Source organism: Paenibacillus turpanensis, from assembly GCF_011421635.1.
GTDB classification, from domain to species: Bacteria; Bacillota; Bacilli; order Paenibacillales; family YIM-B00363; genus Paenibacillus_AK; species Paenibacillus_AK turpanensis.
On sequence record NZ_WTLI01000010.1, the window covers coordinates 42,124 to 66,675 of the forward strand.

A 24,552-nucleotide genomic window follows, 5' to 3' on the forward strand; every position below is an offset into this window, starting at 1 on the left:
AATAATCTTCGGATTGCTGCATTGCCGCAAACTGCCATCAGGCTCATAATAGACGTATAAGTCGAATGATAACTGGAGGATACTGATGATTAAAGTAACGGTTTGGAATGAATATAGACACGAAAAGCTGAATGAAACTGTTGCTCAAATTTATCCCAACGGAATGCACCACACGATAGCCGAAGCACTGCAGACCTCCGGCTTTCAGGTCCACACCGCCGTGCTTGACGACCCCGAGCATGGACTAACTGAAGCCGTGCTGCGGGAAACCGACGTGCTCGTCTGGTGGGGCCATATCGCACACGACGAGGTTTCCGATGCCATCGTCGAGCGTGTTCAACGGCGGGTGCTCGATGGAATGGGACTGATCGTGCTGCACTCGGGCCATTTTTCGAAGATTTTCAAAGTACTGATGGGTACCACCTGTTCCCTTCGCTGGCGCGAAGCAGACGAAAAAGAGCGCATCTGGACGGTTAATCCTTCGCACCCGATTGCACAGGGCATTCCCGAGCAGTTTGTGCTTCCGCAAGAAGAAATGTATGGAGAGTTCTTCGATATACCGGAGCCGGCCGAGCTCGTATTTGTCAGCTGGTTCCAAGGCGGCGAGGTGTTCCGAAGCGGCTGCACGTTCCGGCGCGGACGCGGGAAAATCTTTTACTTCCGCCCTGGGCACGAAACCTATGCAACCTACCATAACCCGCATGTTCAGCGAATTATTACAAATGCAGCGGCATGGGCTGCACCTTCTCCCGAGCTGGTCGTTCCTAGAGAGCATCAGGGGCCTTGGCCATCGTTTGAGCCGGTGCCGGGTGGAAAATAATCGTAAACACATACTCGTTTCAACAAAATAAATAAGCCTCTGAAAGGAGCTTCATTCATGTCAAAATTAAAGATCGCACTTGTTGGAACCGGAAATATTTTGAGGCAGGCCCATCTTCCGGCGCTGCTTTCCCATCCGGATATCGAAATCGCCGCTGTATGTGACACCGTTTTAGAAAAGGCGGAGGCACTGGCCAAAGAATTCGGTATTCCGGACGTGTATACCGACTACCGTATCGCACTGGAGCGCAAGGATATCGACATCGTCGATGTCTGCACACCGAACCTGTTTCACTCGGAGGTGTCGATCGCCGCGCTTCAGGCCGGCAAGCATGTGTTCTGCGAGAAGCCGGACGCGGTGAGCCCTCTGGAAGCCAAGCGTATGGCTGAAGCGGCGAAGACGAGCGGCAAGGTGCTGATGGTCATGCGCAACAACCGCTTCCGCAGCGTTTCACAGTTTTTGAAGCGGTATGCCGACGCAGGCCTTATGGGTGAAATTTACACGGGCCGCTGCGGTTGGGTCCGGCGTCGCGGCATTCCCGGGCTTGGCGGCTGGTTTACGACAAAGGCGCTCTCCGGCGGAGGTCCGCTGATTGACCTCGGCGTGCATATGATCGACGTCGCCCTCTGGGTGATGGGCAGCCCGAAGCCCGTTGCAGTAAGCGGCGCCGCATACCGGAAATTTGCCGATGCCGACTTGTCTACCAACATAAACACCGGCGGGGATGGCAAAGCGGGCGGCACCTTCGATGTCGAGGATCTCGCCTCCGGCTATATCCGCTTCGACAATGGCGCTACCCTGCAAATTGAATTCAGCTGGGCCTCCAATGTAGAGGAGGAAATGAGCTTTATTGAGCTGCGGGGAACGAAGGCAGGGTTCAGCCTGCGCAACGATGACGTTAAGCTGTTTGCGGAAATCGAAGGTGTGCTGTGCGATATCGTACCGAAGCTGCCGAAGGATCCGGGCGGGCATACCGCCAATGTTCATCACTTTATCGATGTCGTGCAGGGAAAAGCGAAGCCGCAATTTGTACCGGAACAGGGCGTGGATATGATTCAAATCCTAAGCGCCATCTACGAATCGGCGGAAAGCGGGAAGGAAGTCCGGATCGACTAATGCTTCCTGACATTCGCATTGCGGGGGATTTCGTTCTCGCTCCCGGCTCGGTTCAAGGTCCACGGGTGATTGACGATTATGAGATCATCTTTTACTTAAATGCCAAGGATGCGGTATACCGTGAGGCGGATGAAGCATACGCTCTCGGTAAACCTTCCGTCATCCTGCAGAAGCCGGGAGTCAGCCATCGCTTTACAGCTAACAGTCAGGCGCCGCTCCGCCATCAATTCGTGCATTTTCTTCCGGGACCGCTGCTAGAGGAGCAGCTAGAGCTGTGGGACTGGCGCACCTTTATCGAGCTTGGCACGGACCAGCTGCTGCCGGAATGGTTCAACGAGCTGATGCGCCTTGCGTCGGCGAAGGCCCCCGGCTGGAAGGAGCGCTGCGGGGCGCTCATCTTCACCATGGTGACCCATCTGCTCGCGGGTCCTCCCGTTACTTCCGGGGGAGACCGGCTGCCTTTGGAAATCCAAAAGGCGCTTGAATTCATCGAAGGTCATCTGAACGAGCCCTTTTCCATCCGTGAGCTCTCCGCATCCCTTCTATGGAGTCATGAGCATTTTACCCGCAGCTTCAAGCAGCATATCGGTTTATCGCCGCAGCAGTATGTCCTCAATCGAAGAATTGAGGGCGCCTGCAGGCATATGGCTTATCATGATGCAACGATGCGGGAAATCGCCGAAATCGCCGGTTTTCAAAGCGAGCATTACTTTTCCCGCTGCTTTCGCAAAATCAAAGGCGTTTCCCCTTCCGAATACCGCAAGAAGGCGGGCGAATATCGCAACCTGCTGGAGCCCGAAACCTCCGTTTGGAAGGCACAGCACCCGTTAAACACGTATTTATTCCCTTAATGGGCAAGCAACAAGCATCCTACGACAATAAGCCGTGTCCTCTTCGTACAGGCGAAGAAGATACGGCTTGTTTTATCCCGACGTTTCCAGTTTTCCCTTGGAGTATCGTTTCATTTTCATACACATCAATACGTAAGTGCATTCCTCCTTTTCAAATACATTAAAATTTACCTTTAACGCCTTTTCCACCCCTCCACGTGTGCGAAGTATCATTTCCTTCACCGACTGCTTGGACAGCAGCACATGCTGAAACCATGAGATAACTTGCTGCGGACTAGCGCCGCTGATCAAGCTTGGATTCATCTTCAGCAGCTCCTTCCGGCTGTAGCCAAGAATGCGGCAGGCTGCTTGATTTGCATCCACATAACAAAGCGGCTCTCCTTTTTTGGAAAACTGGACGAGCAGCACTGGCTCCTCCGCATCGGCCAGAAGTCCCGAAAGCACTGGCTTCCCACTAGGGCAGCTCCTTGCTTCAACCGAGTACGCATCGACAATCGCTCCGGACAATGCATATAACGCGGCATAAAACGGGAGCGAATACCAAGCAGACCATTCCAAGTGGTCTACAAAGCCCAATTGCTCGAAAATGGTTTCCCCTACACTCGCGCCGCCAATAGCAAAGATAACGGTTTGAGCGGAACGGCTGAGCCAACTGGTGGTCAGCAGGCGGAACAGCTGAATATTAATCGTCACCGCCACCCCGTCGTACAGCAAAAACGGCGGCAGCAGCGGGAATAAATGCACCTTGTAATACCAGATGCCAAGCGAGGTTCCGATATAATCCAGCATACACACCACCAGCATGGTGACTGCTGCCGAAGCGTAGACCGGCTTTCGATCCTCTTTTCTCAGCAGCCTCTGGAACAAGACCAGACCGCCGATAAAGAGAAAAAGCGCGAGCCACCAGGATGGGGTAAACAGCTGATAACGGGCCCAATAGTGGAGGAAGCCCAAGTAATTTTCATTCCAATCCAAATAAAATTGCCGAACGTCCATGAATACCCCCCTATCGCGTAATCTCAGTACCATTTTCACCTGATTTTTAGTAGATAAACTTAGGAAAACGATTTATGTTCACGTTAACAATTATTAGTTGTAGTTTTGCCCGAAGTAGAGTAATGTTAAGGTGTAGCAAAATGTTAACGTGAACATACTTTTAAAAAGGTGGAGTGTGTCCTATGAAAAAATTTATGGATGAAAACTTCCTGCTTTCCAATGATACCGCTGTATCGCTGTATCATGACTACGCTAAGACGATGCCGATTATCGATTATCACTGCCACTTGAGTCCGCAGGAAATTTACGAAAACAAGACGTACAAAAATATTACCGAGGTATGGCTGTACGGTGATCACTATAAATGGAGAGCGATGCGCTCCAACGGCGTTGAAGAAAATTTAGTAACCGGCGATGCGAGCGACTATGACCGTTTCCTAGCGTTTGCAAAGACCGTTCCGATGACGATCGGCAACCCGCTTTACCATTGGTCGCACCTGGAGCTTCAGCGTTATTTCGACGTATATGAGCTGCTGAATGAGCAAACCGCTCCGGCGATCTGGGAAAAGGTAAACGCACAGCTGAACAGCGAAGGCTTCGGCGCCCGCGACTTCATTACAAAGTCCAATGTTAAAGTAGTCTGCACCACAGACGACCCAACGGATACGCTGGAATACCATCTCAAGCTGAAGGAAGACACTTCGTTTGAATGCCAGGTTCTGCCTTCCTTCCGTCCGGACAAAGGTCTGGAAATTAACCGTGCGACGTTCCTGCCGTGGATCCAAAAGCTGGCGGAAGTATCCGGCCTGACGATCGAAAACTACGACCAGCTGCTTGCTGCGCTGGAAGCACGCGTCGAGTTCTTCCATTCCGTCGGCGGCCGCGTATCCGACCATGCGCTTGACTACGTGCCGTATGCGGAAGCAACAAAGGAAGAAGCAGCTTCGATTTTCGCGAAGGCTCTGAAGGGCGAAACGGTAAGCAATGAAGAAGAGCAGAAATACAAGACATACACGCTGGTGTTCTTGGGCAAGCTGTACGCAAAGCATGACTGGGCTATGCAGTTCCATATCAACGCGCTGCGCAACAACAACACGCGGATGTTCCGCAAGCTTGGACCGGATACCGGCTGGGATTCGATCAACGATACGAATATCGCGGTTCCTCTTGCTCGTCTGCTTGACGCGCTGGATACGGAAAATCAGCTGCCGAAGACAATTCTGTACTCGTTGAATCCAGTACAGAACCATATTCTCGGCACGATGATCGGCAACTTCCAAGGCGGCGGTGTAGCCGGCAAGATCCAGTTCGGCTCCGCTTGGTGGTTCAACGACACGAAGGAAGGCATGATCGCGCAAATGAAGTCGCTGGCAGATCTTGGTCTGCTCAGCCGTTTCGTCGGCATGCTGACCGACTCCCGCTCCTTCTTGTCGTATACGCGCCACGAGTACTTCCGCCGTATTCTCTGCAACATGATCGGCGAGTGGGTAGAAAACGGCGAGTTCCCGAACGACAAGGCGCTGCTTGGCGAAGTCGTACAGAACATTTGCTACAACAACGCAAAAGAATACTTCCAATTTTAATTGAATTGGACGGCCGCCCGGCACATGCTTGTGCTAGGGCGGCTTTTTCATGCTCTTACGCGAGGCCGTGGGGTTAAAGCGTTTTTTCGGCAGATCGACAGATTATGGTATGCTGAACATAGATTGAACAAAAGGAAGGTTTGACACACATGTGGAGTGATCTATGGAACTTATTTATTTCATTTGGCAGAGCAACGCTGCTCGGTTATGGCGGAGGTCCATCCATTATTCCGCTTTACGAGCATGAGGTCGTTGACCGTATGAAGTGGATGACGACTGAGGAATTTGGCAGCACGCTCGGCTTCGGAAATGCGCTGCCGGGGCCGATTGCGACCAAGCTGGCCGCCTACATCGGCTTTAAAGTAGCCGGCTGGGCCGGTGCGGCCGTAGCGTTGGCAGCGGTCGTACTGCCGACAGCGCTGTTGATGGTTGCCCTCATCGGGGTAATGGCTAAGCTGCAAAACAATCCGTATGTCAAAGGCATGATTCGCGGCATTCAGCCGGTCATATTCGTCATGCTGGCGATGCTCGCCTTTGATTTTGCCAAGTATGCCTTCAAGCCAGGACCTGGGCTCATCAGCTTCCTGCCGTTTGCTCTGGCCTGCGGCTATTTCATCATGGTGCAATATTTGCAGCTGAACGCCGTTTGGGGAATCGTCGGCGCCCTCGTAATTGGAGCATTTTTTCTCAAGGGATAAGAAAAAGCCCGGGCTCCATCGGTATGGGAAGCGTCGGGCTTTGCATGATGAAATGAACGGTTATAGCGTTTGGCGTTCGCGCAAATAAAGAATATAGTCGGTCGAGGCACCTTTATGACCCATCTGCCTGAGCATCGCGGTCATGTTGCCCCGGTGATAGGTCCCATGGTTCGCCATATGCTCCACGAGCTCCAGGAGCGTATTCGCAAACTGCTCTCCCTTGGAGTTTTGATAACGGATCTCCGTATCGGCGGAATTTCGCTGCATATACGTTCCGATCGCCCAATGCAGTCTGGACATCCGGGTTTCCGCATCAATCAAGCTGTGGAACATTTCGGGCACGGCCGGCGGCTCCTCCCCTGTCATGCGCTTGAACCAGACCATGTCGACATAATAAAGATGGTGGAGCAAATCTCGTATATTCGGAAAAACGCTGGTTACCTCTTGATCGAATACCTCTTTCGGAAGCGTTTGGAGATGAGCAAAATATGCGCGGGTCGCCCATATATGATAGCGCAGCTTCGATATGGCCGGGTTAGCCGAATCTGCCGCGGTCACTGGATGCTGATCGCCGCCCGGTTGGAACGAATTTGTGGGATTGCTCGGATTCATTTAACGGTCCCTCCCTAAAATGCGAGCGGAAGCCGAACCTGCCCCGCCCTGCTTGGTCTCCTGATTTTACCATACTATGCTCGGATTGCCGCTTATTTTCTGGTCATTATTTTATCATTAATTACTACGGATAGGTTAGCTAGGTTAGGAGGAATCCAGATGGGCTTTTCGAATCGATTCACTGCGATGCTTGGAATCAAATACCCGATTGTGCAAGCAGGCATGGCGGGAGGCATTACCTCTCCCGAGTTGGTTGCCGCTGTATCCGAAGAGGGCGGGCTCGGCACCTTAGGCGCCGCTTATATGACTCCGGAGGACATGCGGGATGCCATTCAGCACATTAAATGGTTAACCGCCAAGCCGTTTGCGGTGAACGTATTTGCGGTCGAGATGAAGGATGATTGGAGCGGTATCGAGGCGGCCAAGTCCGCGCTCTCTCCGATTGCCGAGGAGCTGCAGGTCAAGCTTCCGGAGAGCCTGCGGAGTCCGGATCCGCTTGGGAAGCAGATCGAAATCCTTCTGGAGGAAAAGGTGCCTATTGTAAGCACCGCCTTTGGTCTTCTCTCTCCACGAGATGCCTCGCAGCTATCGATCAGAGGCGCTCTTCTGCTAGCCATGGTAACCTCCGTGGAGGAGGCTAAGCTTGCGCAAAACGCCGGTTACGATGCTGTCGTCGCCCAAGGCAGTGACGCGGGGGGACATCGGGGCACCTTTGATGTAAAGCGGAACCCGATGGGGATCAACGTCGGTACGTTTTCCCTCATTCCGCAGGTTGTGCAGGAAATTGACCTTCCGGTCATCGCAGCAGGCGGCATTATGGACGGACGCGGATTAACCGCTGCCATGGCTCTCGGCGCAGAAGGGGTGCAGATGGGAACCCGCTTCTTAGCCTGTCTGGAGTCGACCGCGCACCCGGAATATAAACGTATGCTGCTGGAGTCCACGGAGCTTAGCACCGGCATTACGAAGGCATTCTCCGGCAGGCCGGCACGTGCGATTCGCAATTCGTTCGTCGAGCGTGTTGAAGCGGCGGACACCCCGCCTCTGCCGTTCCCGTCGCAAAACACCTTAACCGGCGGGCTCCGTAAAGCAGCTGCGCTGCAAAACCGCCCGGAGTATATGTCCCTGTGGGCGGGGCAATGCACCCGTTTGCTGCGGGGCGGAGAAAGCGCCGCAGCAATCATCCAAGAGACGATTCGCGAAGCGGAGCAGGCTGCCCGGCAGCTGGCCCGAATCACTTTTGACGAACCGTAGACCTAAAAACGGCCGGTGGCACTCTAAGCCAACGGCCGTTCGTCTTTTTCGGCAAATCAAAGATAAGTTTTGCTTTACTTTGGTAACGCGTTACCGTATTATTTGATTATCGTACTAAATGAATTTTAACTTAGGGTAAAGGAGCCAAAAACATGTCTCCCATTCAAGTTTCTGCAAGGACCGTTCTGCAAGCTCTTCAACCTTATTCCCCCGGAAAGCCGATTTGGGAGGTACAGAAGGAGCTTGGGCTGACGGAAGTGATCAAGCTGGCCTCCAATGAAAACCCGCTGGGTCCATCCCCCAAAGCGCTTGAGGCCATTTCAGCGCTGCTTCCCGCCCTTCATCAATACCCGGATGCTCAGAGCTTTGCTGCAAAAGCAGCCATCGCGTCCGAGTTCGGGATCTTGCCGGAGCAAATCATTGTGACGAACGGCGGAGATGAGCTGATTACGCTAGTGTCCGAAGCCTTTCTCGATCACGGCGACGAAATTATTGTCCCTTCTCCCACGTTTAGCGAGTACGAATTCGGCGGGCGTCTGATGGGAGCGAACGTAAAAACAATTCCGCTTGCAGAGGGCTACCGTTACGATCCGGAAGCCATCCTGGCCGCAGTCACAGAGCGGACCAAAATCGTCTATTTATGCTCGCCGAATAACCCGACCGGCACGATATTGGAGACAGGTCCGCTTAAGAGACTTCTCGATTCGCTGCCGCAGCATGTGCTGGTCATGCTCGACTCGGCCTACAGTCATTACGTCACCTGCGACGACTATACCGATGGGCTTGAGCTGATTCGCTCCGGTTACCCTCTGCTGATGCTGAAGACGTTCTCCAAGGTATACGGACTCGCTGGAATTCGCGTCGGCTTCGGCATCGGACCGCAAGAAATCATTCAAAGCATTTTGCAGGTAAAAGAGCCCTTCAATGTGAATGCGTTGGCGCAGGCTGCGGCTGCGGCGGCAATCCGGGACCGCGAGCATGTGGAGCGCTCCCGCAGCTTGGTTCATGCGGAACGGCTCCGCCTGTACGAGGCCTATCGCAAGCTTGGACTGGAATATACGGAGAGCATGAGCAACTTCATCCTTGTGAGGCTTGGTCCCGATGCAAAGCAAAGGTATGAGCAGCTGATGCAAAAAGGGGTAATCGTCCGTTACGGCGGTGCATGGGGATTGTCGGAATGCGTGCGTATTTCGGTGGGGTCGCCGGAGGAGAACGATAAGCTCATCCATGCTCTTGAGGAAGTTGTGCAGGGAAAGTAACCGCGGGCATGCCGAGTCATGCGGTCATCTAGACAAAAAAGCTGCGCGAACACAGGTCCGCCATGCTCCGCATAAGTCGAACTTGCGGTTCATTTCCAGATCAAGGTTTGTTCGCGCAGCTACAAATTTCGTTACTCTTATACTCTCATTGGAGACGCGTAGACACCATCTCGTTTTCCTTATGCTCCACCGGTCTCGGCAGCGACAGCCCTTGACTCTCCAGCACAGCCGTAAGCCGCTGCGGGATTTCCCGCTTCAGCTCCTCCCAAGGCACAAACAGCTCCTTCGGAATTTGGTACTCCATAAACTCCATCGAAGGAACAAATGCAAACCGCTGCATGTACCCCTTGCACCATTCGTGAATTTGCGCATTCGTCGCATACTCGCTGCGGAACGGATAACCGACGGTCAGTCCATCCTTGCCTGCCTGCTCCTCCGAACAAGCCGCAAACAGGTCGGGAATAACCTCAAACACTTCGAGATACGGTGAAAAGGCGTGCTTTCCCGGCTGCGAAAATAGCTTTGGATGCGTTCCGTCCGCAATGCTGTTCTCGTCTTTACGCAGCCCTTTCAGATACTTTCCATGAAAGCTGGCCTCGCAATCCAGCACATCGCCGTCTTGGCCGATATATACCCAAACATGCTCCAGATCGTACAAATGGCCGATATCCCAATCCCAGTAGATCGCGTACTCCACAATCGCCTGCAGCTCCTCCTGTTCGAACGAAAAGCTGCGGGGAAACGATGGAGACGGACCCGGGGCGGTAAGGACGGACACCCCGACTCTAGCCGGGAAGAACGGTTCATTTTTATCAAAATAAAGATAAGGTGAATACGCTTGAGCCAGCTGCAGCAAGGTTTTCACGCGCTCGTCCTCCCTCCGCTGGCCAAAGCTGCAAGCTTATCCGTGATGATCTGATGGCTTGCATGAATTTCATTCGGCTGGCAGGCGGCTTTCAGCTCGTACACCTTTACTTCCGCCTTTTCAATCGCCTTTAAGAAGCGGTCAAAATCCTGCGCATCCTTGCTGTGAACATAAGGACACCAATGGTCGGACAGCTCGATGGTCTCATGAATATGAACGCCGTAAATATAAGGCAGCGCCCGTTCCAGCTGCGCGGCGTTATCATGGAGGCCCATCCGCTCCATCATCGTAGCGTGGCCGATGTCATACCAGAGATGGACGCCGGCCCCCTGCAAATTACCGCATATCGAAACCGCTTCTTCCAAGGAAGGCATCTGATAACAGCGAGAACGCGTTTCAATGCCGACCGCAATGTTCCAGCCGCGGCGAGCCGCTTGATCGCAGGCTTGATACAAGCTCTCCTCGATCCGTTTTGCATAGATCGGGCTCAGCTGCTCGCGGCGCTCCAGCATTTCCGCCCAAAGCTTCCGGTAAGCGTCGGAGTCCTTTCCTTCTTCCCGGTACAGCTGCTTCAGCTCGGCATCAATATTGCTCGGAAACGGCACCTCCCCGGGATGAACGACAACCGCTTTTGCACCGTAACGGTCCGCATATTCCATCGAACGTACCAGCAGCTCCACCGAACGCTTGCGCTTTTCCAGATCATCAAAGCCCAGCATGACCGAATCGGTGTCATAATCTTTGTCTGCGATAAAAGGAAACACGTTATGTACGCTGGATACTCCAATCTCCCCAGCTTCAATCATCGGCTCGATCGTTTCCAGCAGAGAATCCGTTACATTATAATTCAGCTCCACAAAGCGGAAGCCCAGCTCTTTAATTTCCTCCAGCATGTCCCTTCCGTTCGTATGCCTCTTAATATTCCAGCAGGTCGAAAATGAGTAGTTTCCCTTATCCATGTGATCGCCTCTCCATCCGCTTTTTCGTAAAAAAAAGCGCCGTCAATTACGACGGCGCCTTCATCTGCTCGGCCAAGTCCGTTCGCGAACTTTGGGATCATTATAGCTTTCCCCTCCCAAGCCCGGCAATGGATTGGCTAAAAATTGATAGCATGTCAAATTTCTTATACCTTGCTGCCCTCAAACGTACGAATACATTCCAAAAAGGCATCCCCGTATTTATCGAACTTCGCGCGGCCGACCCCTTTTACCGCCAGCATATCGGTTCCCGTACGCGGCAGCTGCACACACATTTCACGAAGCGTTGCATCATGAAAGATTGTAAACGGCGGCACCCGCTCCTTATCCGCAAACTGCCTGCGCAGGGCGCGGAGACGGTCGAAGAGTTCCTCGGACACCGAGGTGGCAGCCGGTGCGCTCTTGACTCCGATCGAACGCTGGAACACTCTCTCGGAGCCCTCGAGTACGGCTTTCGCCCGCGGGGTTAGCGATACCGTCGGGTACTTCCCGTCAGATAAACGAAGATACCCGTCGGCGGCAAGCACGTTCAGCAGGTTCACAATATCCTTTTCTTTAAAATGGCTCATTACTCCATAGGTTGGGAGACGATCAAAGCCGAATTCCTTTACCTTACTGTCACCTGCTCCCCGCAGCACCTTCGCAGTCAGTGTCATCCCGAACCGCTGCTTCATGCGGACGATACAGGAGAAGGCCTGCTGCGCCTCAACCGTAATATCGGTGACCTCGCGGTCATCCGTACAATTGGCGCAGCGTCCGCAGGCTTGTCCGTCCTCATCGCCGAAATACCGGACAATATGGCGCTGCAAGCAATCGGTCGTGTGGCAGTAATCCACCATGCTGCGCAGGTTGGCGTATTCCGATTGCTTCCGCTCCAGCTCGGATTCCGACTGCTCGATCAGAAACTTTTGCATCTGAATATCCTGCGCGGCATATAGCACTATACATTCTCCCGGCTCCCCGTCCCGCCCGGCACGTCCTGCTTCCTGATAATAGGACTCGATATTTTTTGGAAGATTGTAGTGAATGACATACCTTACGTTCGATTTGTCGATCCCCATCCCGAAGGCATTCGTCGCGACCATCACCCGAATATCGTCGTATAGAAAACGCTCTTGGCTGTCCGCACGCTCTTCATCGCTAAGCCCGGCGTGATACCGTCCTGCCGGGATGCCAAGGCGGAGCAAGTATTTGTGGCAGTCCTCGACCTCTTTGCGGGTCGAAGCGTAAATGACGCCGCAGTCCGTATGGCGCGAACGAACGTAGTCCGCCAAAAACTGCCGCTTATCCACCCCTTTTAGCACGGAAAAGGTGAGATTTTCACGGGCATATCCCGTTGTTACCCGTAAGGGATTTTCCAGCATGAGCTGCTTCATAATGTCCGTTTTCACCTGATCGGTCGCTGTTGCGGTGAACGCCGCAATGACCGGCCGCGGCTCAATATAATCGATCAGCTGCTTAATTTGAAGATAGCTCGGCCGGAAATCATGTCCCCACTGCGAGACACAGTGCGCCTCATCCACAGCGACAATCGGCACACGGATTTGCTGCAAGAGACGGATAAACCGCTCCGAGTCAATCCGTTCCGGCGCCACATACACAATCTTGTATTTTCCCGCTGCAATATCGCGAAACCGCTGCGACATCTCGGCCGCAGACAATGAACTGTTTATGGAAGCGGTCGGAATGCCGATCTGATTAAGGGCATCGACCTGATCCTTCATTAGCGAAATCAGCGGGGAGATGACGAGCGATACGCCATCCGACATCGCTGCCGGCAGCTGGTAGCATATCGACTTGCCTGCCCCGGTCGGCATGACGCCAAGCACATCCCGCCCGGATAAAATCCCTTTGACGAGCTCATCCTGGCCTTTTTTAAACGAGGTATATCCAAAGTATTGCTTCAAAAATGCTTCTGGGTGCTGCTGTAACATGGTTCCCTCCCGCGTATTGCAAAAAAAGCTTTCCTATTATTATAGCGTTCAGTCCCCGAACAAGGAATGGAAATCGTTACGTCCTTGTGAAAAACGTTATTGTAGGGTGTTTTCGCTTCAAGTCAAGACCTTGTCGTAACAACGAAGTGAAATTTCAAGCGCGTCAAAATGCATTTCTCTATCCTTTTTCATGTCGTATTATAGATTTCTGTAGATAAATTTGTCGAATTAAGACGAAAACATTCGGAATTGTAAAGGAGAGTCATCATGTCTTTACGCAAAAAACTGCCTTTGCTCATTGTCGCACTTGTCACCATTTCCTTACTGCTCACGGGTGTTCTGACGTATTACTCCAGCTCCAGCCTTCTTATTGAAAAGAGTAAGGATGAAATCGACGCTAATGCCATTCGTACAGGTGAAGCTATTTACGGGTTGATTAATGGAGAAATCCGCAATTCCTATTTAATTACGGTACATAGCACGATGGAAGAGATCATCAAAAAGAAAGAAACCATGACGGACGAGGAATTTTTCTCTCCGAAAAATGAAGACTTAGCGAAAGCTAATGCCATCTTCCGCAAAAGCTTCGAAGGAACTGTGAAGCATGAAAAGACGTTTCTTACCGATAAAAATGGCGTCGTTATCGCAAGCAGCGCGGAGAAAGGCGAGAACGGAAGCATCAAAATTCCGGACCGTGCTTACTTTATTGAAGCAATGAAGGGAAAGACTGCAATCGGAGACACGGTTTTGAACCGTTCAAATAATTTACCGATCGTCGTATTTGCGAATCCTGTCAAGGATTCGGCCGGCAATACAATTGGGATTATCGGGAATTCCGTTTATACTTCTTACTTCTCTCAGCATCTGAGCGGAATTAAAGTCAATGATCGCGGCGTTCTCTATATGATGGACCGCAACGGTATGATTATTGCCCACTCAGCGGATGAAACTATGGTTAACACCAAGGTAGAAAACCCGGAAATTCTTAAGCTGCTTGAAATCCAAACCGATAAAGATTTGGTTAACGGACGTATGGAAATTAAGGAAGGGAATACTACGAGCTACCTCAGCTACAGTAAAATTCCGATCTCCAACTGGGTCGTTATCGTTCAGGATGATATCAAGGATATTCAAAAGCCGCTCACCAGCCTTTCGATTAAATATGCAATGATCTTAGTTCTCGCTATCATCGCCGCATCAATCGTTGGTTACTTTATTTCGAAGAGCATCGTTCGTCCTCTTTCCGGCATGACGCAATTGTTCAAACAAATTGCACAGGGCAATCTTCAGGTAGCCGCGACCGGAAAGTATCAAAGCGAATTTAAGGAAATGGCTGACAACTTTAACCTCATGGCAGCCAAAAATAAAGATCTTATTTCTCACATGCACAAATCACTAGATGTGCTGCAGGAAAGCACAAGCGAGCTGGATCAATCGTCCAAAGAAACGACAGCATCCATCCAAGAGGCTTCTATTACCACCCAAGAGATCTCTCGGGCCGTTGAATCACAAGCACGCGACACCGAAATGATCGTAACCCGCTTTACGACCTTAGGGGAAAAGATCGCGGAAAGCAACGCAAAGGCTGGCTTGGTTAAGGCACGTACCGAAGAAATTATGCACGTCTTCCAGCAAAATCAATCGATTATTCAAGAGCTGATTGCCGTTAAGGTAAAAAACGAAGCCGAGGTAGGTAAAATCCTTGAAATTACTCAAGAGCTTGGGGAAAGCTCGAAACAGATCAGCGCTATCACAAACGTCATTGGCGAAATCGCCCGCCAAACCAATTTGCTGGCTCTAAATGCCTCCATCGAAGCAGCAAGAGCAGGCGAGCACGGCCGCGGCTTCTCCGTCGTCGCTTCGGAAATCCGTACACTTGCCGAGCAGACGGCGAAATCGTCTGAGGAGATCGGACAGCGGATCAGCACAACGCTTGGTTTTGTAGCACGCAACAATGATACAGTAAAAGAGATTCAAACGATTGCTGCACTGCAGGATAAATATATTGACGAGACGAAACAATCGTCCGAGCAAATTATGGAATACGTTCAAGAAATTACGGACCAAATTAAAGCGGTAGCCAGTGACCTTACAGTCATGGCACAGGATAAAGAGGAAGTTCTCGCAGCCGCGGAAAGCATGTCCGCTTCCGGTGAGGAAGTTGCCGCTTCAATCCAGCAGGTGACTGCGACGATTGATGCACAGCATCGCATGGTTCAGCATCTAGCGGAGATGATCGAAACGATTGACGGCTTGTCCAAGGAGCTTATGCAATCCGCTTCTCACTTTAAAATCAAATCTTAAAATCTACCAACCCGGTTATTCAAATCTCTTCCGCCTGAGCAGCGTACTCACTGTACTCTTCTCAGGCGGATTTTTCTAAAGACCTACACACAAAAAACGTCTGCTCTGCAGCCGGAATGTCAAAACCGGCATGCATCGCAAACGTTTTATTTTTCCCGCTAGTTCAATACCCTTACCAGTACTGCCATAACCGTAATTTACTCGCGGTTCTGTTCCGTTCGTACTGGAGTTACCACCTTTTTCAAATCATCCTGCACGCTGCGCTCCCACATGGGCACACCGGTGCGATACGCGGCACGCCCAATGAGATGCCCGGCTACGGGCGCTGTGATGAAAACGAACAGGATCCCCAGCAGCAGCCTCACACTCACTTGACCTTCGAACAGCAAGAAGTACAAAAACGCAGCAAATAAAATACTCAGCACACCCAGTGTCGTACTTTTGGTTGCCGCATGGGAACGCATATAGACGTCGGGCAGCCGGATCAAGCCGAAGGAGCTGATTGCACTCAGCAGCGCCCCCAGCAGAACGAGCAAGCCGATAATCAGCTCACCGATGGTTATCATCCCGCTCATGCTCGATGACCACCCCTTTCTCCAAATACTTTGAAAAGGCGACCGTGCCCAAAAACGCGAGGATTCCGATTAACAAAATGATTTCCATATACGCCTGTGAACGAAGTAAGATGGAAAGAATCGCGATAATCCCGATCAGGTTAATCCCCACCGCGTCCAATGCAATAATTCGATCCGGCATGGAGGGACCGATCAGGATCCGATAAAGGCCGCCTAATATCGATACAGACAAAATCACTAGAGCAGCAAGCAGCATACCGGATAGCATTATCGCGTCACCTCCATTATCGCTTTTTCAAACGAACTCTTGATTTGCTTCGCCAGCTCATCCGCGTCACTGATATCCATCGCGTGTATATACAGCGTCCGCTGATCCGGAGAAACCTCCAGCGTCAGCGTTCCCGGCGTCAGCGTGATCAGGCAGGCCAGCATCGTAATCTCCCCATCCGACTTCAGGTCCGTCGGCACTGCCACGATTCCGGGACGTACCACCAGCCTTGGCCGCAAAATTTCACGGATGACGGTAATGTTGGACAACACAAGCTCCTTCATAAACAACAGCAGCAGCTTGACCACGGCAAAGCCCTTTTGCAAGTAAAAAGGCCCGGGGAAAAAACGGCGGAGCGCAAAGATGAAAACGAGACCAATCAAATATCCAATAAGCAGACTGACAGCATCTCTGCTTTCATTGATCAGCATCCAAGTGACAGCAATGATCAAATTCAAAATAAATTGGAAGGTCATATGATCTACCCCTTTAATACCGCTTCAACGTAAAACTGCGGCTGAAGCAGCACCTCTCCGGCACGAGCGGCAAAGCCGTACATCCATTCCGCGCCTAACCCGATCGCAATAACAAGAACCAGCAGCAATGCCGCCGGTGTAAGCAGTCCGGCAATTCGAGCATCCTTCGCGCTGCTAAGCGCTGCTCTCGGCTTCCCCCAGAAAGCACCCATAAACAGCTTGATCATGGAGTAAAGGACAAACAAGCTGGAGAGGAGCGCAATCCCCGTCATCAGGTAATGCCCGCTGCGCAGCCCGCCTTCCACGATAAGCAGCTTTCCGATAAAACCGCTCAGCGGAGGTACGCCGACGATCGCCATTGCTGCCACGAGGAACATCCAGCCTAAAGCGGGATAGCGCTGGATATAACCTCCCATTTCCTTCAGCTTGCCGGTTCCGGCTGCAGCAATTAGTGCGCCTCCGAGCAAGAAGAGCAGCGTCTTGGCAATCATATCATGCACTAAATAAAAGACGACGCCTTCCAGCGCGGCTTGATTCGCCGCCGCTAAGCCAAAGCTGATAAAACCGATCGAAATCACGATGTTATAGATCAGCACGCGATTGACATCGCGGTAAGCCACAGCCCCGATGCCGCCAAGCACCATCGTTCCAACCGCCATCCAGCCGATTAAGGTATAAACGATGCCGCCCGTATCGTGGAAAATCAACGTGAAGGTACGGATAATCGCATACATCCCTACCTTCGTCAGCAGCCCGCCGAACAGCGCTAAAATTGCAGCAGGCGGTGCCAGATAAGAGCCCGGCAGCCAGTAGAATAAGAACAAGCCGGCTTTCAGCGAGAACACAATCAAGAACAGCACCGCGATTACATCAAGGACTCCCGATTGCCCCGCTTCCGCTACCCGAACGGACAAATGGGCCATGTTCAAGGTGCCCACAACCGCGTACAGGTACGCCATCGACGCCACAAACAAAATGGACGAAACAATGTTGATCAAAATGTATTTGAGCGATTCGCGAAGCTGCAGCTTCTTGCCCCCAAGCGTAATTAACGCATAGGATGCAATCAGCATCACCTCAAAGCACACAAACAGGTTAAAAATATCTCCGGTCAAAAAGGAACCGATGACACCGACGAGCAGAAACTGCACAAAGGTGTAAAAATAGTGCTTCTCTCGTTCCTCGCCTATGCTGCGAAACGCATAAAACAGGCAGGCCGCACCGATCACTGCGGTCGTCAGCACCAGCAGCGCAGCAAGCATATCGGCGACGAAAATAATACCGTAAGGCGGTGCCCAGCCGCCCATGTGCAGCGTCTGGATCCCCTTCTGCTGCACTTCATAGACGAGGTATGCGGAGACCGCAATATTCAGCAGCGCGCTTGCCCCGGAGATCCAGCGCGACGCACGTTTTCCATTTGAGAAAATTAAAATAATCGCGGTTACTAAGGGGATCAGTAAAGGTATTACAACTGTGTTATTCATCGTCCCGTCCCTTCAGTTCCTCCATATCGTCAGTCCCCAGCTCCTGATAAGCGCGATACGCCAGCACGAAAAATAACGACGTTACACCAAAGCTGATAACGATGGAGGTTAGTATGAGCGCCTGCGGCAGCGGATCGGTATAGGTACCGGAGTGGCCGTCCAGCAAAGGTGCCGCACCGCTTTTCAGGCGTGACATGGTGAGCAGCAGCAAATGTACGCCGTGACTGAGCAGAGAAGTGCCCAATACAATGCGCAGCAGACTGCGCGTTAAAATTAAATACGTGCCGATCGTAAACAGAACACCGACGGTGATGGACATCCACACTTCCATAGCTATTTGTCCTCCCCGATCGATAAGATGATAGTCATCGTAACGCCTACGACGGCTAAATATACGCCCAGATCGAACAGCACCGCCGTAGCCAATTCCGTTTTTCCGAGCAGCGGAAGAACTTTGTAAGCAAAGGTATGGCTTAGAAACGGAGCATCAAAGACGAACGAACCGATGCCCGTAAGTACGGCAATAAGCAGTCCGATAGCTGTAATTTTGTGAAAGTTAAAAGGCAGCACTTCACGAACCGTCTTTAAATCGAAGGCTAAAGCCAGAAGCACGAGCGCCGCAGCTGTCATCAGCCCTCCAATGAAGCCGCCGCCCGGATGGTTATGCCCTGCGAAAAACAGAAAGACGGAGACGGTCAAAATAATAAACACAACTACCTTCGTTGCCGCCTGCAGGATCACATCATTCGTTTTCATCGCTCTCCCCCCTTGCGGTCCTGCGATAATAGCTGCTGCTTTCCGTTGTGCCGCAGCCGAATCAATGCGTAAATCCCCAAGGATGCGATACCGAGCACCATAATCTCAAGCAGCGTATCAAACCCGCGGAAGTCGACCAAAATGACGTTCACGATATTTTTGCCGCCCGCCAAATTGTAGCTTTCCTTTACGTAATAATCGGAAATCGATTCAAACAGTCTTGAATCGTTAGCTGTCAGAGCCACCAGAGTCATCATTGCGCCTACACCTACCGAAATCAGTACATTGGTTAGGCGGAAGGTGGCCGGTGACCGTTCCTTTCTCAGCTTCGGCAGATGGTAGAAGCATAGCAGGAACAAGGCGACGGACACCGTTTCAACGATCATCTGCGTCAACGCTAAATCCGGGGCGCGCAGGATGACGAAAAATAATGTAACCATATACCCGACAGCACCGACGACGATAATCATCGTTATTCTGGAACGGACAAACGGAATCGCCAGAGCGGAAATAATCAATACCGTGATTAGAAGCGCTTCATAGATTGTAATTTCCGCATACTGCGCGCTGGAAAAATCCCAATCTCCCGTTTGAAGCAATGCGTAACCGACTACCAGAATCGCAAACGTGAAGATATAAACTAAATAGTCTCGAATCGAACCTGTCATATAAACGCGGGTCAGCTTTAGCGAGAGCCGGTCTACATAGAACAAGCCGCGATCATAGATCCGATTAAGCGTAAGCTTCTGCGGCAGCTTTCCGTAAATCCCCTGCCAGCGCTTCAGCTGCATGTACAGCAGTGTTCCAAGCGCGACAACTCCAATTGTCATAAACAATTCGGTCGTCCAGCCATGCCAGAAGTAAATGTGGACGTAGAATTCGTCAGCAAGCAGACCCGGCAGCACCGAAGCTAACGCCGGCTCGATCAACCAATAGGATAAGATATCCGGGAAGAGCCCGAAAACGACGACCAAGGACGCGAGCACCGCAGGCGACAGAAGCAAACCAAGCGGCGCTTCATGCGGCTTGCGATCCAGCTCCTCCGGCTTCAGCTTGCCGGTAAAGGTGCGGAACACGAATATCATACAATATACAAAAGTGAAAATGCTGGCAATCCAGGCTAACATCGGGAAAAGCATTCCCCACGTCTCCATGCTGAAAATGTCCATCTTCGACGCATTAAGAACCCCAGTGAAAAACATTTCCTTGCTGAGAAAGCCGTTAAAAGGAGGCAATCCCGCCATCGAAAAGGCCCCGATCATCGCAAGCGTGAAGGTGATCGGCATCAGCGAGGCGAGTCCGCCCAGCTTGCGGATATCCCTCGTGCCTGTCTCATGGTCGACAATCCCGGTCACCATGAACAATGCGCCTTTAAAGGTAGCGTGGTTGATGAGATGGAAAATCGCTGCCGTTGTAGCCAGCACATACAGCTTTGAGTCCTCTCCAGGCCCGTAATAGACCGCCGCGGAGCCAAGTCCGAACAAGCACATGATGAGTCCAAGCTGGCTGACCGTTGAAAACGCAAGAATCGCTTTCAAATCGGTTTGCTTGACCGCCGAGAAGGAGCCCCAGAACAAGGTTGCCAGCCCGAAGGCCGAGACAAGCCAAAACCATTCGGCCGCTCCGGCAAACACCGGGCTTAACCGGGCGACTAAATAAATCCCCGCTTTCACCATCGTCGCCGAGTGCAAATAAGCGCTGACCGGCGTTGGCGCTTCCATCGCGTCGGGCAGCCAAATGTGAAACGGGAACTGCGCCGATTTTGTGAAGGCTCCAAGCAAAATGAGCAGCATCGCCGGCACAAACAGAGCACTGCTCTGCACCTGGTCGGCATTCGCGATGATTTCGCGGATGCTGAACGTTCCCGTCATGATGTGCAGCAGCACGATGCCGGCCAGCATCGCAAAACCGCCGAACACGGTGATCAGCATCGACTTTTGCGCGCCGTACCGTGATTTCTCCCTTTGATACCAGAAAGCAATTAGCAAAAAGGAAGATAAGCTCGTTAGCTCCCAGAAGCCGTATAGGACTACTAGGTTATCCGATAAGACAACCCCGTGCATGGCCCCCATGAACAACAGCAAATACACGTAAAAATTTTGTATCGCTTCTTTTGTTTTTGACAAGTAAAAGATCGAATACAGAACGACAAGGCTCCCAATCCCGGAAATGAGAAGCGCGAACAACAGCCCGAGCCCGTCTAGGTATACCGTAAAGTTAATGTCCAGAGAAGGAATCCAAGGAGCGCTTTCTGTTACAGGACCTTCTCCACGCACGGCAGGTAAATAAGATATCAGGTACGAGAATAAAAGCACCGGCACCGGAAGCACAAACCATCCTGTATGAATCGGTTTAGCAGCCTTGTGAAACAAGGGTACAGCAATGGCATAAAATAACGGCAATAAAATTGCGGCATGAAGCAAAGACACCGTTCAACCCCCAGTCTTGATGAAATGTTTTCCTTTCCTTAACCTCTGCCCAGAAGGTCAAAATCATCCATCTGCAGGTAAAAAAAGTTTTCTGTTTTTTGTATAAACCTGCTGAGAGAAGCAAACCTTATGAATAATGATTGTTCGGGACCGGACAAGCCATCCTTTTTATCTTACCACGTTTTGAGGTGTTCTTTCATGCTGTTAACCAAATGGCTCCCCTGCGCAGCTGTTTTTGTATTGCTGCTGTTTTGGGGCTGGCAAGCCCAACAAACAGTCGAAAAATCCATCCATTCACCGCGATCCGGAGCCCTTTCCCAAGTTGCTCCGCGTATTCAAACTCTTGAAATGAACCGTGATTACACTTTTGAGGATGAAAGCACAAGCTTTGCCCCAAGAGAATACGTGAAAGTGATTCGATACAAATAGGAATACAGGCGCCCCGAAAAAAACACCTTATTTTCCGTACGTACAAAATCGCCGGAGGTAACACTTTTTACTTAAAAAATTTGTGAACTAAACGTAAAAAAAAGCCCGCATAAGCAGTTTCCCGCTCATACAAGCTTTTCACCCTTCGGCTCGGCAAAATTATCGATTGTCAACCTTCTCTGGGTACAAATCATGATTCAATAAGCGATGCTCCGCCATTTGCTCGTACTTGGTCCCCGGCTTCCCCCAGTTGCAGTACGGATCAATGGAGATCCCGCCTCTTGGCGTAAACTTCCCCCATACCTCAATATATCTCGGCTCCATGAGCGCGATCAGATCGTTCATAATGATGTTCATGCAGTCCTCATGGAAATCACCATGATTGCGGAAGCTGAATAGGTACAGCTTGAGAGATTTGCTTTCTACCATTTTAATATCCGGAATGTACGAAATATAAATCGTTGCAAAATCCGGCTGTCCCGTTATCGGACATAAACTCGTAAACTCAGGGCAATTAAATTTGACAAAATAATCGCGGCCCGGATGCTTGTTTTCGAATACCTCCAGCACCTGCGGCGCATACGAAAAATCGTATTTCGTCCCCTGATTGCCGAGCAGCGTAATATCCTTCAGCTCCTCTGCTGTTCTTCCTGCCTGATGTGAATGGTTCCCCATGCTGATTCATCCTTTTCGATTTAGTTTTTTATAGAGGGAGTTTGCGAACCTCTTCTTGCATATCTTTTGTACTATAGCACAGCAGGGCGGCGGCGTGAACCCATAACTATCTTTTGATTGATGTGGATAATGTTGGGGGTTAAAATTGTTATGGAGAGAAATCGACCATTATCGAAAAACATGCTTTCGTTCATCCATTGTATCGTCTTTCTCTACAATATATTTGTGAAAAGGAGATTCATTGTGAAAGAAAGAAAACCAAAAAAAATGCCTTGCAATCTTCGTTTTATTTCTATACTACTAGGTTTTTTATTATGCTTCCTGCCCGTAACCGGTAACGCCGCTTCAACTGAACCCACTCGCGTTTACATCGATGGAGTCGAGGTTTATTTTACGCAGCCTCCTGTCGTTGAAAAGGCGACTACCCTCGTGCAGCTTCGTCCTGTGTATGAACGTCTAGGCATTGAAATGAAGTGGGACGGGAAGACACAAACGATCACAAGTTCGAAGGATCAAACGATCATTGTCATGCAAATCAACTCCAAAGAAGTAACCATTAACGGCGAGCCCTCCACGATTACAATTGCTCCTAGGATTATTGATCAATCTACATTTGTTCCCTTGCGATTTATCGCTGAAAGTATCGGTGGAGAGGTTCTATGGGATGAAACTGGAAGCCGCGTTGATATTATTAGTAAACACGGGCGAAATGTATTTTTAGCCGCTTTGCAAAATGATTTGCAGCAGGCGGAGCACTGGTTGGAGAAAGGCGACTTGGCCAATTATTTTAGCCCAACCGACAAGCTTACCAGCTTAGGCGCAGCCATTCATCATGAAAATATAAAGATAGCCGAAATTCTCCTTTCATTCGGTGCAGATGCGAATGCAGGCGTACATGGTCCGTCTCCCTATGCTAGTCCTTTGGAATCGGCGATTCAGAAAAAAAATCCGGAGTTTGTTCGATTATTGCTGGATTATGGTGCAGACCCTTCCAATTCAGGCAAAGAAGGCACAGCGTTGGATGCTGCGAAAAGCATATTGCTTGCGGAAACCAATTCTGCACACAAAGAAAAGCTGGAACAAATCATTGATATCCTCCAGCATAAAATTCAGCAGGATGCCCTGATCTTGTCAGAGGACAAGCCCTTGATCCCGTTTAATGGAGGAAATCCGTTCCGCCCTTATATGGGAGAATGGGGAAGCTGGGGGTTCTTGGATGACACAGGAGCTGTTGCGATTAAGCCTAGATTTTCCTTTATCGCTCCCTTTTCTGAAGGCTTGGCTTTCGCTGTGTCAAAGGATAGACTTCAATCCGGCTATATTGATAAGACCGGCAAATTCCGTTTTACGTTTGAATTTGAACCCGACCTATCATCAGGAGAGTTTAAAGAGGGGTTAGCTCCCGTAGGAAAAGACGATAGATGGGGATACATCGATACATCCGGCCAATTTATCATCGAACCACAATATGACTACGCCCAGCTTTTTTCGGAAGGACTTGCTTCTGTAGAAGTGAATGGGAAATGGGGCTTAATCGATAAATCCGGTGAAATCATCCTTGAGCCCAAGTATGATTGGATTTTTCCATTTCGGGATGGACGAGCACTGGTACATGGCGAACGTCCAGGCTTTATCGATACAAAAGGGGATCTGACAATCGATTTTGAGGCCCTGGGAATCTTGGAGTATGGCCAGTTCTCTGAAAAGCTTGCGTCGGTACGCAAAGACGAAAAGGTCGGTTTTATTAATAATGAGGGGCAGTTTGTTATTCCTCCGACCTATAAATTAACCTATAACTTCAGTGAGGGCTTCGCGACTGTCTTCATCGATGGCAAATGCGGTTATATTGATTCCTCCGGACAACTTGTCATTCCAGCGGTTTATGATTCTGCCTATCCATTCCGTAACGGACAAGCCCTTGTCAAAAGAGATGGTTTATTGGGATTTATTAATACAAAAGGCGAGGTCATTTTGCCTTTTACCTACACCCGCGTCAAAGGAATAAGTACGTTACACGAATTTGGACCATCGATGTATCGCCCATTTTCCGATGAAGCTGATGGCATGGCTATCCTATACAAAGACGATCAAGTGTACTATGTGTTCCCGGATGGGAAGATCGTTGAACCGATCAAGAAATAATCACAACTTAAGCCAAAACGAGCGTTGCAATACGCCAAAAGTCCCTAAC

The 24,552-nt window shown here is 50.7% G+C and carries 23 protein-coding genes and 1 riboswitch; of the genes, 10 read left to right on the forward strand and 13 right to left on the reverse strand.

Annotated elements, in window-relative coordinates; all coding sequences use genetic code 11:
- Window positions 1-85: 85 nt before the first annotated feature.
- From GQS10_RS10795 to GQS10_RS10805, 3 genes are read left to right on the forward strand one after another with little or no spacing between them, the layout of a single operon-like run.
- Window positions 86-820 carry a ThuA domain-containing protein gene (locus GQS10_RS10795; RefSeq protein WP_166241923.1) on the forward strand — a complete coding sequence of 245 codons (735 nt, stop codon included), beginning with the start codon at window positions 86-88 and terminating at the stop codon, window positions 818-820.
- A gap of 57 nt (window positions 821-877) precedes the next feature.
- Window positions 878-1,936 carry a Gfo/Idh/MocA family protein gene (locus tag GQS10_RS10800; protein WP_166241925.1) on the forward strand — a complete coding sequence of 353 codons (1,059 nt, stop codon included), beginning with the start codon at window positions 878-880 and terminating at the stop codon, window positions 1,934-1,936.
- Entirely contained in the window at window positions 1,936-2,787 is an 852-nt protein-coding gene (locus GQS10_RS10805; RefSeq protein WP_166241927.1) for a helix-turn-helix domain-containing protein, read from the forward strand. Before GQS10_RS10800 ends, GQS10_RS10805 begins: the two co-directional genes overlap by 1 nt.
- 72 nt (window positions 2,788-2,859) lie before the next feature.
- Here GQS10_RS10805 and GQS10_RS10810 read toward each other — a convergent pair whose 3' ends face one another.
- On the reverse strand, window positions 2,860-3,783 hold the full coding sequence (locus GQS10_RS10810; protein WP_166241929.1) for a PAS domain-containing protein: 924 nt from the start codon (window positions 3,781-3,783) through the stop codon (window positions 2,860-2,862).
- 182 nt (window positions 3,784-3,965) lie between these two features.
- Here GQS10_RS10810 and uxaC point away from each other — a divergent pair, with 182 nt between their 5' ends.
- The gene (uxaC, locus tag GQS10_RS10815; RefSeq protein ID WP_166241931.1) at window positions 3,966-5,366 is read left to right on the forward strand and encodes a glucuronate isomerase; all 1,401 of its coding nucleotides are present in this window, start codon (window positions 3,966-3,968) and stop codon (window positions 5,364-5,366) included.
- A gap of 149 nt (window positions 5,367-5,515) precedes the next feature.
- On the forward strand, window positions 5,516-6,064 hold the full coding sequence (locus GQS10_RS10820; protein ID WP_166241933.1) for a chromate transporter: 549 nt from the start codon (window positions 5,516-5,518) through the stop codon (window positions 6,062-6,064).
- A gap of 60 nt (window positions 6,065-6,124) precedes the next feature.
- Here GQS10_RS10820 and GQS10_RS10825 read toward each other — a convergent pair whose 3' ends face one another.
- Window positions 6,125-6,676, reverse strand: a complete 552-nt coding sequence (locus tag GQS10_RS10825) for a DinB family protein (protein ID WP_166241935.1) — start codon at window positions 6,674-6,676, stop codon at window positions 6,125-6,127.
- Between the two features lie 159 nt (window positions 6,677-6,835).
- On the opposite strand from GQS10_RS10825, the gene GQS10_RS10830 reads away from it, so the two are divergent.
- Both GQS10_RS10830 and hisC read left to right on the forward strand, forming a co-directional pair.
- Entirely contained in the window at window positions 6,836-7,930 is a 1,095-nt protein-coding gene (locus GQS10_RS10830; protein WP_166241937.1) for an NAD(P)H-dependent flavin oxidoreductase, read from the forward strand.
- A 152-nt stretch (window positions 7,931-8,082) separates the two neighbouring features.
- The gene (gene hisC, locus GQS10_RS10835) at window positions 8,083-9,189 is read left to right on the forward strand and encodes a histidinol-phosphate transaminase (protein WP_166241939.1); all 1,107 of its coding nucleotides are present in this window, start codon (window positions 8,083-8,085) and stop codon (window positions 9,187-9,189) included.
- Between the two features lie 145 nt (window positions 9,190-9,334).
- Here hisC and GQS10_RS10840 read toward each other — a convergent pair whose 3' ends face one another.
- From GQS10_RS10840 to recQ, 3 genes are all read right to left on the reverse strand, one after another.
- The gene (locus tag GQS10_RS10840; protein ID WP_166241940.1) at window positions 9,335-10,054 is read right to left on the reverse strand and encodes an NPP1 family protein; all 720 of its coding nucleotides are present in this window, start codon (window positions 10,052-10,054) and stop codon (window positions 9,335-9,337) included.
- A complete protein-coding gene (locus tag GQS10_RS10845; protein ID WP_166241942.1) occupies window positions 10,051-11,013 on the reverse strand; it encodes a sugar phosphate isomerase/epimerase family protein in 963 nt (320 codons plus the stop codon). The genes GQS10_RS10840 and GQS10_RS10845 overlap by 4 nt, the downstream gene beginning before the upstream one ends.
- Window positions 11,014-11,177: 164 nt before the next feature.
- Window positions 11,178-12,965 carry a DNA helicase RecQ gene (recQ, locus tag GQS10_RS10850; protein WP_166241944.1) on the reverse strand — a complete coding sequence of 596 codons (1,788 nt, stop codon included), beginning with the start codon at window positions 12,963-12,965 and terminating at the stop codon, window positions 11,178-11,180.
- A gap of 267 nt (window positions 12,966-13,232) precedes the next feature.
- Between recQ and GQS10_RS10855 the strand changes: the two genes are divergently transcribed.
- Window positions 13,233-15,269: a methyl-accepting chemotaxis protein gene (locus GQS10_RS10855; protein WP_166241947.1), complete on the forward strand. Its 2,037-nt coding sequence runs from the start codon at window positions 13,233-13,235 to the stop codon at window positions 15,267-15,269.
- Window positions 15,270-15,466: 197 nt separating this feature from the next.
- Here GQS10_RS10855 and mnhG read toward each other — a convergent pair whose 3' ends face one another.
- Genes mnhG through GQS10_RS10890 form a run of 7 tightly spaced genes read right to left on the reverse strand, consistent with a single transcriptional unit; the run spans window position 15,467 to window position 21,257 of the window.
- Window positions 15,467-15,835, reverse strand: a complete 369-nt coding sequence (gene mnhG, locus GQS10_RS10860) for a monovalent cation/H(+) antiporter subunit G (RefSeq protein WP_166242183.1) — start codon at window positions 15,833-15,835, stop codon at window positions 15,467-15,469.
- Window positions 15,819-16,112 carry a Na(+)/H(+) antiporter subunit F1 gene (locus GQS10_RS10865; RefSeq protein WP_166241950.1) on the reverse strand — a complete coding sequence of 98 codons (294 nt, stop codon included), beginning with the start codon at window positions 16,110-16,112 and terminating at the stop codon, window positions 15,819-15,821. Before GQS10_RS10865 ends, mnhG begins: the two co-directional genes overlap by 17 nt.
- On the reverse strand, window positions 16,112-16,588 hold the full coding sequence (locus GQS10_RS10870; RefSeq protein ID WP_166241953.1) for a Na+/H+ antiporter subunit E: 477 nt from the start codon (window positions 16,586-16,588) through the stop codon (window positions 16,112-16,114). Before GQS10_RS10870 ends, GQS10_RS10865 begins: the two co-directional genes overlap by 1 nt.
- 5 nt (window positions 16,589-16,593) lie before the next feature.
- Window positions 16,594-18,072: a Na+/H+ antiporter subunit D gene (locus GQS10_RS10875; protein ID WP_166241955.1), complete on the reverse strand. Its 1,479-nt coding sequence runs from the start codon at window positions 18,070-18,072 to the stop codon at window positions 16,594-16,596.
- Window positions 18,065-18,403, reverse strand: coding sequence for a Na(+)/H(+) antiporter subunit C (locus GQS10_RS10880; protein ID WP_166241958.1), 339 nt, complete (start codon window positions 18,401-18,403; stop codon window positions 18,065-18,067). The genes GQS10_RS10875 and GQS10_RS10880 overlap by 8 nt, the downstream gene beginning before the upstream one ends.
- 2 nt (window positions 18,404-18,405) lie before the next feature.
- Window positions 18,406-18,828, reverse strand: a complete 423-nt coding sequence (locus GQS10_RS10885; protein ID WP_166241960.1) for a Na(+)/H(+) antiporter subunit B — start codon at window positions 18,826-18,828, stop codon at window positions 18,406-18,408.
- On the reverse strand, window positions 18,825-21,257 hold the full coding sequence (locus GQS10_RS10890) for a Na+/H+ antiporter subunit A (protein ID WP_166241963.1): 2,433 nt from the start codon (window positions 21,255-21,257) through the stop codon (window positions 18,825-18,827). Before GQS10_RS10890 ends, GQS10_RS10885 begins: the two co-directional genes overlap by 4 nt.
- A 198-nt stretch (window positions 21,258-21,455) precedes the next feature.
- Here GQS10_RS10890 and GQS10_RS10895 point away from each other — a divergent pair, with 198 nt between their 5' ends.
- Window positions 21,456-21,686, forward strand: coding sequence for a hypothetical protein (locus GQS10_RS10895; protein ID WP_166241966.1), 231 nt, complete (start codon window positions 21,456-21,458; stop codon window positions 21,684-21,686).
- Between the two features lie 159 nt (window positions 21,687-21,845).
- On the opposite strand, the gene queF is transcribed toward GQS10_RS10895, so the two are convergent.
- Window positions 21,846-22,361: a preQ(1) synthase gene (gene queF, locus GQS10_RS10900; RefSeq protein WP_166241969.1), complete on the reverse strand. Its 516-nt coding sequence runs from the start codon at window positions 22,359-22,361 to the stop codon at window positions 21,846-21,848.
- Window positions 22,362-22,375: 14 nt separating this feature from the next.
- Window positions 22,376-22,419: riboswitch (PreQ1 riboswitch) on the reverse strand.
- Window positions 22,420-22,604: 185 nt separating this feature from the next.
- On the opposite strand from queF, the gene GQS10_RS10905 reads away from it, so the two are divergent.
- A complete protein-coding gene (locus GQS10_RS10905; RefSeq protein WP_166241972.1) occupies window positions 22,605-24,503 on the forward strand; it encodes a WG repeat-containing protein in 1,899 nt (632 codons plus the stop codon).
- Window positions 24,504-24,552 lie beyond the last annotated feature (49 nt).

Bases quoted from the DNA above. Each gene is read 5' to 3' on its own strand.
- GQS10_RS10865 (WP_166241950.1), bottom strand. From the start codon at position 16,112: ATGCTATCCGGTATGCTGCTTGCTGCTCTAGTGATTTTGTCTGTATCG.
- GQS10_RS10800 (WP_166241925.1), top strand. From the start codon at position 878: ATGTCAAAATTAAAGATCGCACTTGTTGGAACCGGAAATATTTTGAGG.
- uxaC (WP_166241931.1), top strand. From the start codon at position 3,966: ATGAAAAAATTTATGGATGAAAACTTCCTGCTTTCCAATGATACCGCT.
- GQS10_RS10845 (WP_166241942.1), bottom strand. From the start codon at position 11,013: ATGGATAAGGGAAACTACTCATTTTCGACCTGCTGGAATATTAAGAGG.
- GQS10_RS10820 (WP_166241933.1), top strand. From the start codon at position 5,516: ATGTGGAGTGATCTATGGAACTTATTTATTTCATTTGGCAGAGCAACG.
- GQS10_RS10870 (WP_166241953.1), bottom strand. From the start codon at position 16,588: ATGACCTTCCAATTTATTTTGAATTTGATCATTGCTGTCACTTGGATG.
- GQS10_RS10880 (WP_166241958.1), bottom strand. From the start codon at position 18,403: ATGGAAGTGTGGATGTCCATCACCGTCGGTGTTCTGTTTACGATCGGC.
- mnhG (WP_166242183.1), bottom strand. From the start codon at position 15,835: ATGATAACCATCGGTGAGCTGATTATCGGCTTGCTCGTTCTGCTGGGG.
- queF (WP_166241969.1), bottom strand. From the start codon at position 22,361: ATGGGGAACCATTCACATCAGGCAGGAAGAACAGCAGAGGAGCTGAAG.
- hisC (WP_166241939.1), top strand. From the start codon at position 8,083: ATGTCTCCCATTCAAGTTTCTGCAAGGACCGTTCTGCAAGCTCTTCAA.
- GQS10_RS10825 (WP_166241935.1), bottom strand. From the start codon at position 6,676: ATGAATCCGAGCAATCCCACAAATTCGTTCCAACCGGGCGGCGATCAG.
- GQS10_RS10895 (WP_166241966.1), top strand. From the start codon at position 21,456: ATGCTGTTAACCAAATGGCTCCCCTGCGCAGCTGTTTTTGTATTGCTG.
- GQS10_RS10795 (WP_166241923.1), top strand. From the start codon at position 86: ATGATTAAAGTAACGGTTTGGAATGAATATAGACACGAAAAGCTGAAT.
- GQS10_RS10875 (WP_166241955.1), bottom strand. From the start codon at position 18,072: ATGAATAACACAGTTGTAATACCTTTACTGATCCCCTTAGTAACCGCG.
- GQS10_RS10805 (WP_166241927.1), top strand. From the start codon at position 1,936: ATGCTTCCTGACATTCGCATTGCGGGGGATTTCGTTCTCGCTCCCGGC.
- GQS10_RS10885 (WP_166241960.1), bottom strand. From the start codon at position 18,828: ATGAAAACGAATGATGTGATCCTGCAGGCGGCAACGAAGGTAGTTGTG.
- recQ (WP_166241944.1), bottom strand. From the start codon at position 12,965: ATGTTACAGCAGCACCCAGAAGCATTTTTGAAGCAATACTTTGGATAT.
- GQS10_RS10830 (WP_166241937.1), top strand. From the start codon at position 6,836: ATGGGCTTTTCGAATCGATTCACTGCGATGCTTGGAATCAAATACCCG.
- GQS10_RS10810 (WP_166241929.1), bottom strand. From the start codon at position 3,783: ATGGACGTTCGGCAATTTTATTTGGATTGGAATGAAAATTACTTGGGC.
- GQS10_RS10855 (WP_166241947.1), top strand. From the start codon at position 13,233: ATGTCTTTACGCAAAAAACTGCCTTTGCTCATTGTCGCACTTGTCACC.